The sequence below is a fragment of the Spirosoma sp. KCTC 42546 genome, from assembly GCF_006965485.1.
Lineage (GTDB): Bacteria > Bacteroidota > Bacteroidia > Cytophagales > Spirosomataceae > Spirosoma.
Window position 1 is genome coordinate 7,038,452 of the sequence record NZ_CP041360.1, and the last position, 13,327, is coordinate 7,051,778.

Here is a 13,327-nt window from a genome sequence, read left to right on the forward strand (position 1 = left end):
ATGAGTCTTTTACTCACGAAAACAGCCTGATTAAGGCATTTCTATCGCCTTTATATTATCTTTTGGATGTCGGTCAATAAGCAGATTCATGGGGTCAATGCCAGCACGGTCTGGCTTCTGATTCACGCGCACTATAATGAACTGCTTCGGCTTTGTAATGTGGTGGCGCTGGTAGTATAGCAACTTTTCGGAATCGCTGCCTTTAGCCTTAGGCGCGTAAACCCCTATCCATATCCACTCATTTATGGGTCGTTTGGTCTCGTTACCGAGACTATCAGCCCGAACCTTTTCAGCAGATACTGTAACCTGAACGTCGTATTGTTTGCCTACCGGCGTCACCGTTACCTTATCCGTTTTGAGTTCATATAGTGTGATGGCATTCACCCAGTCATCGAGCAGCCCCCGAAGGCTATCAGGCGTTACGGCTTGTAGTTCGCTGGTTAAGTCAGCTGCGGTTGGGTAAATTCCCGTTTGGGCTACCCTGGCCACATTCCAGCGATCGCGGTAGGCACGTAGCGCCTGATTCAGTTTGTCTTCACCAATCTGATCCTGCAATGCGTACAATACGTGCGCTCCTTTATTATAATGAATGTACTGCTGACCTTCGCATTGCGACAAAGGTTGCTCTTTCTTCGTCTCGGACTGACGGCCACGGAGGTAATAATCCAGTTCATAGCGTAGAAATTCCTGCATCCGCTCCTGAGGGTACTGATGCTTCATCACCATGAGTGCGCTGTATTCGGCCAAAGATTCAGATAGCATAGCACTGCCCCGTACGTTGGCTTCGGTAACCTGATGGCCCCACCACTGATGGGCTGTTTCGTGAGCTGTCACAAAGAAAGGCATATCGATATCCTGCTTATCGTCGATGTCGGCAACAAACCCCATATCCTCCCCAAACGGAATGGTATTGGCAAACGATTGGGCATAACTCCGGTAGCGCGGAAACTCCATAATGCGCAACTGGCGATGCTGAAAAGCGCCGTAGTTAGCCTGATAATAAGCCAGCGATGCTTTCATACCACGCATCATTCGGTCGAGATTGTGGGGATGGCCGGGGTGATAGTATATTTCCAGACTAATGGGATTGCCAGCTTTGCCTGTATAGACTTCCTTTTTGACCAGATACCGTGCCGAAACGATGGAATAAAAATCGGCGATGGGCGAATCCATCTGGTAACTGAAGTACCGGCGTTTCTTGCCATCAGGCCCGGTTTTGAGCCATTCTTTCTGTAGATAGCCCGGCGCAATGGCGGTTTGATCGGGCGTGGTACTGATGGTCATGGCAAACCGAATCTGGTCGGCATCATCACCAAACACGTTCTGGCGCACACCAGCCGGGTCATTCTGAGCACGCATCCTCTCTTTCGGTTTCAGGCCATTATCTTTCCGTTTGTCATCAGAACTCAGCTCATACTGTTCACTGTAGCCAATACCCGGAAAATATTGATTGGTAAAAAACGTGCCGTTTTGGACAATGTCGATGTTAGCATTCCCATTTTTGAATCCCTTGGTCCGGTAGAGCAAGTCAAAATCGAGCCGTAGACTATCGCCCGGTTGCAGCGGTTGATCGAGATGATACATTCGGTAGGCATAATCGGCAACCTATAGATTATCAAGTTGGCTTGGTACCGAGAGTTTGAGTTGTTTCACCTGAATGTCATCATTCGGATAGCTTTGCAGATGGATGTACCGAATTGGCTGGGTTGTTTTATTTTTCAGGATATACCAACCCGTTGCCGTGAAATCACGGGTTTCTGGAAACAGATCGACATTCACCGTGATAGCCGTGATTCGGGGCTGTGGCAAACTGGCAAATCGTTTAAGTGTCTTTTCATAATCGGCCTGCTGCGCTTCATCGGCTTTACTATTCCGATACTGGTTGAGCACGTTGGTGTTGTAATAAATGTATGACCCACTGGAGATAAAGACGATCAGCATGGCCAACCCAAACGTCAGCACAGGCCGGGTTAGCTGGTGCCGACCGATTTGCAACCGAAGCTTCAATAATTCCTCCGATCCACGCACCGATAAGACAACCGCGCCCGCGAATAAGAGTGCCCCAAACGCCGACCAATAGAGGGTTGTCCAGGAAAAAGGCGCAACGTAATGCCCAAAGCCGTTCATATCGGAATAGGTGCCCAGTGAAGCCGAATCGAATACCAACAGCCGATGCTCCCAACCCAGATACGATAAAACACCCAGAACCACGAAGAACAGGACCATGAGCGCGTGTCCGGCAAACTTATTATTCACCATCGTATGAATAAAGAAGCCGAGCAACATGAACGTTAGAAGGCCCAGTAACGTATTGCCGTACAGGCTGGCAGCATATACCGACCAGTTGATGAGCGATGCCCCTCCATGTAGTACCTGCATCAATGCCCCTAACCCAATGGCCAGCGTGATCATCAGCGCAAAGGCCAGTCCTAAGCCAAGGTATTTACTCAAAACAGCACCCAGTTCGGTACAGGCAACGCATCGCTGATCAGGCTGATCCGTACATCTCGCTCCTTCCAGATCAGATCACCAACGTACACAATTGTCCGCATCAACGACGATTTGCCCGCGCCATTGGGTCCAAGTAGCCCAAAAAGGCCTGGCTCAATGGTTAAGGATACGCCGTTCAGTGCGCGAACCGCACCAGCAGACTGCCCAGTGTTGTAGGTCTTGGTTAGGTAGTCGATTACTAAATTCATAGCAATAGGAAAAGTGAATTAATACGAAGGTCAGAAATCAGTTACAGGTCGATTGACTACAGGACTTTCGCCGAAGGCCTGAACTATCTGCTCTTACAAAGCAGCCTGTTAGCAACCCAAAGGAAAATATATTTCGACCAATGCCCCCTTTTCTTCGACCAATAAGATCGGGGATGCGACGATTGAAAAACACGTAGTCTAGGGACACTCGTGCAATGAATTGCCAAAGCAAAATCTGTACACAAGCCCCCATGCAATGAGCTTGCGTATAGAGTGCCCGTTTGTTCAGTCGCTATTGCTGACGAACAGCCGTGATGAGCAGATCCTGTAAGGTTAACTCAATGAGATCCATTAAGCTGATCTTATACAAAGACGATACTTGTTGTAGCACGGTGAGGGATAACTCGGTTCGTCCCGTTTCTTTTTTACTATAAGCAGCCTGGCTAACACCTAACTGAAAGGCAACGTACTCCTGTGGATAGCCGTGAATCTCCCGGAGTTTGCGGATTTTGGTGGCAATGGGGTTCATGATATATATCGGTAAAGGTTTATGTTGTTTGACCGATACAAACTAACCGAGCAGCCTAACGGCAGAAAATTTATTTCGACCAATAGGGCATTTGCTTCGACTAATACGTCACCATAACGGGTTTATAGAATATATTGCTTCTATTATGAAGGATATACTCACCTGTTACTTAGTCGATGACGAGTCACCTGCCCATGTCATCATGTCGAAATACATCAGCCGTGTGCCTTATCTGGCCCTGCTTGGGCAGACATACGATCCGTTTGAGGGATTGGAACAGGTCCAACAACGTAAACCCGATATCCTGTTTCTGGACGTTGAAATGCCGTACATGACGGGTGTTGAGTTTTTGAAATCGCTGCAGAAACCTCATCCTATGGTCATTATGGTAACGGCCTCCCCTCAATTTGCGGCCGAAACCTACAACTTCGATGCGGTGACCCATTATTTGCTCAAGCCTGTAGGGTTCGATAAGTTTCTGGAGGCCATCAACCGGGTAACCAAACGGCTTAACTTTGAGATAGACCCCAATGCGCCGACGCCAACGCGCCCACCAGCCCGTGTGCAAACACAAGCCCCAGTCGACCCGCGCGAAAAAATCCCTTACTTTCTGATTAAGGAAGACAAGAAGCTGATCCGTGTAGCGCCGGAGGATATTGTCTTTGCCGAAGGCATGAAAGACTACCTCAAGTTGCACCTCACAACGCGTGTTCTGATCACACACATGACCATGAGCAAGCTGGAGGAGATGCTCCCCCCCTCGCAATTTCTGCGAATTAACCGGTCTTATATTGTCCGGCGGCAAGCGATCAAAGAGATCGATGGCAATCAGATTACTACTCTCGACGGGAAGAAAGTAGTTATTGGCGTCACCTACCGCGAACGGGTGATGGAGGAGTTAAAGAAGAATATGATTTGAATTCTGAGGCAATAAATTATAGTGTTAACTAGACCCAATCCCACACTTGTATTATGAGCCAAGTTCAAGATGAATTTATGAATCCTATATTAAACCCAACAACGATTAAAAGATGGATAAATCACATTTTACTATGGGCAGTGTTTTCATATTTCATGCGTTATTTCGTTGTTGATATTTTTTACAAAGACAATATCGTGGTAGTAAATTGGCTGTCTATCAGCTTAATTATACAAACAATTTCACTTTACTATTGTCTTGGATATTATGTTTTCCCTAGGCATTTATACAATTTCAGTATAGTGCCCTTTATATCATGGATCTTAGTTTGTCATTTTATTATTTACGAGAGTAATTATTTATTATTCTACTATTTACAACAGATTAATAGTGGGCCTCGAATTGAAAGGGATTGGCAGTTATTTCATCATGCTTACTGGTACGGATGTTTTTCAAATGGAGCAGCGGCTTTTTTTAGTTTCTTCTACAGTTTCCCTTTTGCAATTATACTATTAGCCGTACAGGTCGTTAATGCTATTATTAACCTTCGGACTAAAAACCTACAACTTGAAAAAGATAAGCTAAACCTTGAATTAGATTTTCTAAAATCCCAAGTCAACCCCCACTTTCTATTCAATACCCTTAATAGTGTGTATTCCCGCATTTTTGATAATGATGAAAAAGCGGCTGATTTGATTCTGCGCCTATCGGAGTTGATGCGCTACAATCTTTATGAAACAGATTCTCCAAAAATTGCCCTTGATAAAGAACTAGCCTACATCCAGAATTACCTTAATCTGGAGCGTAACCGGCTTTCGGATCGACACGTGGTGATCGAGTATGAACAGCGTGGGAATCCCTCAACCTATCAGATTACACCGTTGCTACTCATCGCTTTTGTGGAAAATGCCTTCAAGCATGGTGCAAAAGGCACTACAGATCCAGCTTATGTGCAGGTAAGTGCCGATATAACAGCAGGCCAACTTGTGTTCCGGGTTGAGAATAGTGTGCCCAATAAACTGCCTGTTAGCGAGCTAGACAGGAAATCAGGGGGCGTTGGACTTGGCAATGTACGAAGGCGATTAGATACGTTGTATAAAGACAAATACGAGTTAGTTGTAACACAAACTGAGATTACATACGAAGTTACGCTTATCATTCAGGTCGAGATTTTACCCTAACAAAGCATTAGTCGAAGCGATTAGACCATTAGTCGAAAAATGCCCGCTCATATGTCGAAAGTAGTTGAAGCGACTATATGCATCTGCTAGTTTTGAATCGTCAACGGACATAGTTCCGGCCCCTAAACCCTTACCCATCGAAAACCTAAACTTAAATTATTTACAGCTATGAACACGCAAACACCATCTGCTCCAACCCGCTTAATTTTTAAAAGACAACGTATTGTTTGCCTAACTACCATTTCAGCGAATCCTAAAAATAATGGAAGAACAACAATTTTCACTTTAGGAAATTTCTAGTCACCATTGCCCAACTACCTGCTCATCAATCCATCAATGGCGAGTCGGCGTCAACTCGCTCATTACCTCCAACGCACCGGCTGGCTTAACGTTGGCCAGACCGGAGCGTTTACGGAGGATATGCTGACCGCCATTCAGACCACCAAACACGCACTGGTCTTTCTGCGGCTTGCCAACCCGGACGACCATGTCCCCGGCCCGTTTCTGGATGCGTTGCGTACTCATCCGGCAGTTATTATTACTTCGCCTTATCCGCAGCATCTGTTCAACCATCTGAACCTGAACCCGTTCGACTTTCTAACTGAACCGTATTCATTCGAGCGGTTTGCGGTTTGCATGGATGCGTATGTTAGCCGATACGGTTGATGTAACGAAATTTATCGAAACTACTACAAAATCTACCAACAATATGTAACTATGAATTACCTTTGTGCTACTTAATAGTCCACTCAGTTTTCATGGTTCAACCGAAGGATTTTTTCATTTTACGTCAACCGACGTATTCACTCGACCACTTACTTCTTGTTTATAATCAGCTTGCTACCACCCCTTTATCCGACCTGCTGCGTCAGCATTACCAGGACCCGCTGGCGCAGCAGGCCATTTTTGTCGCATCGCCCGCCCTCTATGAGCGATTTCAACGGTGGCTATCGGGCGAAACCCTTCCCGAGCAGGATAAACTACTGATAACGCTTCATAAATACCTGATTCGGATGTGTAGCCGCCCCACACCCTATGGCCTCTTTGCGGGTTGCACAGTAGGAAGTTTCGGCGCGCAAACCCAATTACGAGCGGGCACAACCACAACGCTTCAAACCCATACCCGTATCGATATGGACTGCTTGCTGGCAATCTGCCAGTGGCTCAGTAACCAGCCCATTATCCGAGAGCAACTACGTTTATTTCCCAATTCATCCCTCTACCCAATAGGCTCATCGTTGCGGTATATTGAGCAGCAGTTCGATCATAAGCAGCGTAGCTACTTTATCAGTGTTGCCGAAGCCGAACCCCATCTGACAGCAGTTCTGGAAGCAGCGCGTACCGGAGCAACCATTCAGGAGCTGGCAACCCGATTAACAACATTTAACATCGATCAGCACGAAGCCATTAGTTTTGTTAAACAACTCATTGAAGGACAGCTATTATCATTTGAACTAGAACCAACTGTAACAGGCCTGCACTACCTGAATCGGCTCACGGCACGAATTGCATCCTTGAGCGGTACCACCGAAATCACGAACCATTTACGCCAATTACAGACCTGCCTGCAACAGCCTGATCGACTGCTGGCTTACGCACAGGTTCAGGCATGGTTTACCGACCGGGGCATCCCTCTGCCCTCTGCCGACATCGTTCAGGTAGATGCCTTCTTTGATAATCCAGCGCTGCAATTGGGCAAGCACGCGTTGCAACTCCTGCAACGAGATCTTGAGAAATTGCAGGTCCTGAACCAACCAAACAAATGTCCTGACCTCGATGAATTTAAACGGCGGTTCTACAATCGTTATGAAGATGAGGAAGTTCCGTTGGCACTGGCTATCGATGCCGAATCGGGCCTTGGCTATGGCTCTGGCTCAACATTTGGTGTAGGTTATGCCCCCCTGATCGATGACTTAACCTTTGCAACAAGTCCGGCTACCCAAGCCACGACCTGGGACTGGTGGCAAACCCTGGTAATGGACAAGTACACGCAGGCACTCCGCACAACTCGAACGGCTGGTGCCGTCCATGAAATTGTCCTGACCGAAGATGATTTAACCTACATCAATAGCCAGGTAATAACGTCGTCTGTTCCCGATAGCTTTTATGTATTCGGTACGCTGCTGGCCAGCTCGCCCAACGCTGTGGATGAAGGCGATTTTAAGTTTAATTTACTGGCTTGCAAAGGGCCATCGGCCATAAACCTGCTCAGCCGATTTGGGGAGGGTCATGAATCATTAGCCCAACGGCTTAAACAGTGCGCCCTAGCCGAAGAGAACCATCATCCAGATGTGATCATTGCCGAGATCGTTCACTTGCCCGAAAACCGGGTTGGTAATATCTTAATCCGACCGACCACCCATCAATACGAAATCCCATATATGGGCCAATCGTCGGTAGAGCCGGATTATCAAATTCCCCTGACCGACTTACTGGTGTCGGTTCGGTATGACCAAACTGCTCAGGGACAGATTATTTTACGGTCCAGGCGGCTCAACAAACGGATTATCCCCCGCCTGAGCAACGCACACAATTTCTCGCAGGGGTTACCCATTTATCGGTTCCTGTGCGACTTACAAGCCCAGGACTCCCATCTGAACATTGCCTGGAATTGGGGTATTCTGCGAACGCAGACCTATCTACCCAGGGTTCGTTACCGGAACATCATTCTTAGCCGGGCTACCTGGCAACTTGCCTGTAACGAGCTTACACCCGACAATCCATTACGATTAGTAGCCCAGTTAACGGCGGCTGGCTTACCCGACCAATTTGTAATTGCCCAGGGCGATAATGAGTTATTTATTTCGATGCACACGCCTGCCTCGCTGGCATTGCTGGCCCAGGAAATTCGTCGATTGACTCGTGCAGACGCATCAGGCCACATCAGACTGGTTGAGTTTCTATCGATGCCCGACCGCTCGCCCTTAACCAGCAAACGCGATCATTTTACCCATGAATTACTTATTCCGTTCAAAAATTTAGCGGCAAAATCGTTTTCTGGCCTGAGTCAATCGACAGGTATATTGCCTCAGCGCAAGTTCTCGATTGGGAGCGAATGGTTCTATTTGAAAGTGTATACCGGCGAAAAAACATCCGACACACTCCTGACTGAAACCATTTATCCGGTAGTACAACAGTTGCTAAAGACGCACATCATTGATGAATTCTTCTTTGTTCGCTACAAAGACACCGATTCCCATTTGCGCCTGCGCTTTCGCGGAAACGCCCATCTCGAATTCTATCATCATGTGGTGCGGGTTATGGAAAAAGCATTGCACGAAGCGATTGAGTCAGGTATCGTGCATAGCATCAAAGTAGATACCTATCAGCGGGAACTCGAACGCTACGGTCTGGAGCACATGCCCCTGTGCGAAACATTATTCTATTACGACAGTCTGTCTACGTTAGCCTTCATTGCGCGTACCGGCAATGAGTTTGACGAAAACCTACGGGTTGCCATTGCCATTCGTAAAATTGACCAGCTATTGGTGGGGGCAGGACTTGCACCTGATGCCTGCCTGAATATACTAGGGGAACTAAAAGAACGCTTTTTTCAGGAATTTGGCGGCTCACCGGAGCTACGCCATCAACTCAATGAAAAATACCGGACGTATCGACCCCTGATGGATCAGGCACTGGCCGACGATTTTCCAATTGCTGGCGACCTGACTAACTGGGAACACCGCCAGACCGAACTTGTGCAGAAACTGGTACACTCCTTAGCAAACTCTCACCGGCTCTATGCCATTTTAAGCAGTGTGATTCACATGATGGTCAATCGCCTGTTTCCATCCAAACAGCGCGCTTATGAATTGGTACTCTACCATTGCTTAGCCCGCCATTATGACTCCCTGCGCGCCCGACAAAAAGTCGTTGACCCATAAGTTTTTTCTACTATAACCTAATCGTATAAGTTATATCGCAATGGACTAGACTACAACCATTGGTTATTGAAACCAGAAAAAACAACGGCCAATTTTGATTCAACAAATCAGAACACACAAACCTAAATCAATGTCTACCTAAATTAAACTACTATCATGAAAGCACGCATTCACACTGAGCATTCTTTTGAAGTATGGATTAACAACGATACTGATTCTCTAGCGGATGAAACGGGTTCTTTTGACGATAACTGGATCGTATCTGCCGGCGATTTATTTGACAACATGGCGTTGTCCAATGACGAGTCTATTAGTTATTATGATGAGGTTGCATAAGAAATATAGCCATTATAACCTAATCGAATAAAGCACAACTATAGGTTATTGAATTAGAAGCTAAGTCACCAGAAATTTGCATCATACAATGAACAAGACAGTGGATAAAAATTATGAACAAGAAAAATCTATTGGTCGTAGTCGGGCTGATGATCCTGGCGACCGCCTGTAAAGAAAATGACACAGTAAAGCCATCGTATGTTAACAATACGTACAGCTCAGAGAGTGAAGCAGAATCGCCCAGTCTATCAAAAAGAGATTCTGTTGTAAAGCGTGTATTACCTATTAAAATCCAACCAATAGAACAGCCTGCAACAGGCCCATTGCTGGGGAAAGGAAAAGATATCCTCGAGCAACAGGAGGAAATCAACTAGTACAGCTTGCTGTAAACCAGCAAGCTTATTGATCAAGAATTAATGGAACGCTACAGTGTCAACTAAGTACCAGACATCAAAAAGCCAGAGGAAGACAACTAAGTACACCCTCGATTGGGGTTGGCAAAGACCAATACAAAACATTAGTTAGACGGCTTTTAGACTAGTATGGTAAGAGTTTGATAGCTGTGGAATATATTAAGAATGCCTATTTCTGTTACGACCGAAGCATCCCGGGTTTAAGCGGAGGACGTGATAAAAACGTGCAGTTTACTATTTTAATTAAGAAACAAATGAAAAATTTAAATTTAGAAAATTACGAAATAGACAATTTAGCCAATATAGCCAAGGAAGATGCTAAGGCTATAAATGGTGGTTTAACATTTGATGAGTTTGCTGAGTGGTATGTTGATACTTGTTATAGTATTGCAAATAGTTTTGCAAAAGGTTTTGTAAAAGGATTTAACGCATCATACAAAGGCTAATTCTCCCTAACTTCTATAATTTATGAACACAAAAACTATAAATGATTGGAATCTTACTGAACTTGATTCCTACTCGCAACTAAGTATCGACGGCGGCAAAGATTGGGTAGAAAGCTTTGGCTATGCATGCGGGTATCTGTGTGGTGCTGCTACTAATGCAGCGGGTATCTTAGGCCGTGGCCTTGCGGATGCCCTCGCAGGTGAAATTATGGGAGGAGCATTTAAATAGCAATTAAAATTAAGGCAAACAGTATCTTTTTTTAGTTACTGTTTGCCTTGAAAATTTTACCGATGTATATTTTTCACCAGTATATTCAGCAAGTGCCACATAATAGATTGCAAAAATGGCGTGAACTTTTATACGCTTTTATAATCTATTACGCAATAGGCATATTATGTACTATATTTATAATAGTTACTGATTTTTTTGTTGTAAAAATACTTGATCACCCATCGATTCTAAGTTCACATTTTAAGTTAGATGAGTACATCAAAACAATGGGTTTATATAAAAGTATTTTTTTTAGTTCGGTAAAAGCACCTATTATCGAAGAGTTATCATTCCGATTGTTATTACGGCCAACCCGTTTCAATGTGTCATTTTCAATAGCTTTTTTTATATTTTTATTATTCGATACTATTTTATACTTTAGTGATTTACCTACTTATAGTATAAGGCTCGTAATCTGCCTGCTTCTCTTTTTCTTTCTATATATTACTTACAATCCTTTATGGCTTTCTGCGTTAAAAATTACCGATTATAAACTACTAACTATTACATCGTTAGGTTTTGGGGCTATTCACATAACTAACTTCACTACTATTGATAAAGGTTTATTTTTCATCTATCCTATATACATTTTACCTCAAATTTTTCTCGGTTTTATATTAGGCATTATTCGAATTAGAAATGGGTTTATTTGGGCAGTATTATTGCACATATTGGTAAACGGTTCTGTAACGTGGCATAAATTTTTTCAGTAATTTACCAAAATGAATAAGGAAAATATATGCATATGGCTAGGAGCCATGTGTGGGATTATAACTATAGCAGTCCAATTGTGAATAAGACCATTATTAATGGGGAAAAGTGTTTTTTTAGCTATAGTTTTAGGTAGTCTACCAATTTTTGGGGCAGTACTGGGCTTTTCGCTGATTGTTCTGCAATTTAAGAAGCCTATAAAAAATCCGTTTCGGCTATAATACATATCCTTCTGAGCATCATGGCTCACGAAGTTTTTACACAATCTACTCCACGTACTTCGTTCGGAGGAATGTTTGATTGGTATGACATTATTGCTACATTTTTAGGCGGTATTTGCACCTATGTTATGAAAGTAGCCATTTTAGAAAAGAAAATTAAAACTAAAGCCACCGGAATGAATGAAATAAATAATTAATTATGAATACGAAACAATTTTTCTGGGCAACCTATACAATTTCCATTATTACTGGTATATTTTGCCTGTACTATTATTTTTTTTACTAAAAGTACATTTCCGTATTTACTGCTAGGGCAAACGTATGAACAAATTTCCTTTGGCACGTCCTTAAAATGGCCCATTTTTAAAGAAGTAATCAGGAAGTTATGAGAAGGCTGCCAATGAAAATTAGGTTGAATTAGGTAAACCATATCGAAAATTTTGATTATGCGTTTTCCCTGATTCGTAATAGAAAAACTGAGTAATCTACATAAGTTCACTTCTAAAAAAACAATACTTAGTAAAAATTCATCTAGGCGACATGCAATTGAGTAACTCCCTCGATGCTCGTAGCAAAGGATTTACTCTAAAAATCGAATCAATAACGCTCATCGGTTTATAACCTAATCGAATAAAGCACAACTATAGGTTATTGAATTAGAAGCTAAGTCACCAGAAATTTGCATCATACAATGAACAAGACAGTGGATAAAAATTATGAACAAGAAAAATCTATTGGTCGTAGTCGGGCTGATGATCCTGGCGACCGCCTGTAAAGAAAATGACACAGTAAAGCCATCGTATGTTAACAATACGTACAGCTCAGAGAGTGAAGCAGAATCGCCCAGTCTATCAAAAAGAGATTCTGTTGTAAAGCGTGTATTACCTATTAAAATCCAACCAATAGAACAGCCTGCAACAGGCCCATTGCTGGGGAAAGGAAAAGATATCCTCGAGCAACAGGAGGAAATCAACTAGTACAGCTTGCTGTAAACCAGCAAGCTTATTGATCAAGAATTAATGGAACGCTACAGTGTCAACTAAGTACCAGACATCAAAAAGCCAGAGGAAGACAACTAAGTACACCCTCGATTGGGGTTGGCAAAGACCAATACAAAACGTTAGTTAGATGGTTTTTTGACGAGTACGGTATGATTTTGGTAGATGTAGAATAGATTAAGAGTGCCAATAGTATCTATTGCGGCCGAAGCATCCCGGGTTTAAGCGGAGGGTTCAATTAGATATTAAACTAAAGGTGTTTTCTTTCTTACAATTTAAACTTTTCAATAATGGATCAACTAACGAATAATGAATTAATATCTATTCAAGATGGTGGATTACTGGCTCTTTCATGCGCTCTTAATCTTGGAGTTAGAAATCCCTACGTATTAGGAATAGCGGCAGCTTTGTAGATGCATGTAAATAATTAGTAAATAAATTTTACGATTATTGATATGAAAACAGAAGCAACTAATTTAATTAATGGTGGAGGCTTAACAGGGGCCGCAATCGGCGCATTTGGTAGTCCATTACTGCCCTAGCAGGTGCCTACTTAGGCCACCTAGTGAAATGAAACCTATAAAGCCAAATCACTAGGCTTTGGTATATCTAATTATTATTAATTGTCATTCTTAATAAACTTGTCAGTTTAAGCATTAGACGATTACAGTAAATAGTTAAATATATTTCAAGCTACTGGAGCTTTAGTTAGTTATAGG

The 13,327-nt window shown here is 43.5% G+C and carries 14 protein-coding genes and 1 pseudogene; 11 read left to right on the top strand and 4 right to left on the bottom strand.

Annotated elements, in window-relative coordinates:
* Positions 1-30: 30 nt before the first annotated feature.
* The 4 genes and pseudogenes from EXU85_RS28755 to EXU85_RS28770 form a co-directional block, all read right to left on the bottom strand.
* Positions 31-1,584, bottom strand: a complete 1,554-nt coding sequence (locus EXU85_RS28755) for a M1 family metallopeptidase (RefSeq protein WP_142775389.1) — start codon at positions 1,582-1,584, stop codon at positions 31-33.
* A 21-nt stretch (positions 1,585-1,605) separates the two neighbouring features.
* Positions 1,606-2,451, bottom strand: coding sequence for a hypothetical protein (locus EXU85_RS28760; RefSeq protein ID WP_142775390.1), 846 nt, complete (start codon positions 2,449-2,451; stop codon positions 1,606-1,608).
* 89 nt (positions 2,452-2,540) lie between these two features.
* Positions 2,541-2,699 (bottom strand): annotated as a pseudogene (locus tag EXU85_RS28765) (ATP-binding cassette domain-containing protein); the annotation flags it as partial.
* Between the two features lie 292 nt (positions 2,700-2,991).
* Positions 2,992-3,228: a helix-turn-helix domain-containing protein gene (locus EXU85_RS28770; protein WP_142775391.1), complete on the bottom strand. Its 237-nt coding sequence runs from the start codon at positions 3,226-3,228 to the stop codon at positions 2,992-2,994.
* A gap of 145 nt (positions 3,229-3,373) precedes the next feature.
* On the opposite strand from EXU85_RS28770, the gene EXU85_RS28775 reads away from it, so the two are divergent.
* The 11 genes from EXU85_RS28775 (at position 3,374) to EXU85_RS28820 (ending at position 12,587) form a co-directional block, all read left to right on the top strand.
* Entirely contained in the window at positions 3,374-4,147 is a 774-nt protein-coding gene (locus EXU85_RS28775; RefSeq protein ID WP_142775392.1) for a LytTR family DNA-binding domain-containing protein, read from the top strand.
* Between the two features lie 650 nt (positions 4,148-4,797).
* The gene (locus EXU85_RS36260; protein WP_371731961.1) at positions 4,798-5,328 is read left to right on the top strand and encodes a sensor histidine kinase; all 531 of its coding nucleotides are present in this window, start codon (positions 4,798-4,800) and stop codon (positions 5,326-5,328) included.
* Between the two features lie 306 nt (positions 5,329-5,634).
* Entirely contained in the window at positions 5,635-5,994 is a 360-nt protein-coding gene (locus EXU85_RS28785; protein ID WP_142775394.1) for a hypothetical protein, read from the top strand.
* 92 nt (positions 5,995-6,086) lie between these two features.
* Positions 6,087-9,212: a lantibiotic dehydratase gene (locus tag EXU85_RS28790; protein ID WP_142775395.1), complete on the top strand. Its 3,126-nt coding sequence runs from the start codon at positions 6,087-6,089 to the stop codon at positions 9,210-9,212.
* Positions 9,213-9,368: 156 nt separating this feature from the next.
* The gene (locus EXU85_RS28795; protein ID WP_142775396.1) at positions 9,369-9,548 is read left to right on the top strand and encodes a hypothetical protein; all 180 of its coding nucleotides are present in this window, start codon (positions 9,369-9,371) and stop codon (positions 9,546-9,548) included.
* A gap of 113 nt (positions 9,549-9,661) precedes the next feature.
* Positions 9,662-9,922, top strand: coding sequence for a hypothetical protein (locus EXU85_RS28800; RefSeq protein WP_142775397.1), 261 nt, complete (start codon positions 9,662-9,664; stop codon positions 9,920-9,922).
* A 188-nt stretch (positions 9,923-10,110) separates the two neighbouring features.
* Complete coding sequence (locus EXU85_RS28805; protein ID WP_142775398.1) at positions 10,111-10,407, top strand: hypothetical protein; 297 nt, start codon at positions 10,111-10,113, stop codon at positions 10,405-10,407.
* 22 nt (positions 10,408-10,429) lie between these two features.
* Positions 10,430-10,636: a hypothetical protein gene (locus EXU85_RS28810; RefSeq protein ID WP_142775399.1), complete on the top strand. Its 207-nt coding sequence runs from the start codon at positions 10,430-10,432 to the stop codon at positions 10,634-10,636.
* Between the two features lie 269 nt (positions 10,637-10,905).
* Positions 10,906-11,391, top strand: a complete 486-nt coding sequence (locus tag EXU85_RS36265) for a type II CAAX prenyl endopeptidase Rce1 family protein (protein ID WP_371732056.1) — start codon at positions 10,906-10,908, stop codon at positions 11,389-11,391.
* A gap of 239 nt (positions 11,392-11,630) precedes the next feature.
* Entirely contained in the window at positions 11,631-11,807 is a 177-nt protein-coding gene (locus EXU85_RS35535) for a hypothetical protein (RefSeq protein ID WP_168207882.1), read from the top strand.
* Positions 11,808-12,326: 519 nt separating this feature from the next.
* A complete protein-coding gene (locus EXU85_RS28820) occupies positions 12,327-12,587 on the top strand; it encodes a hypothetical protein (RefSeq protein ID WP_142775397.1) in 261 nt (86 codons plus the stop codon).
* The last annotated feature ends 740 nt before the right edge of the window (positions 12,588-13,327 follow it).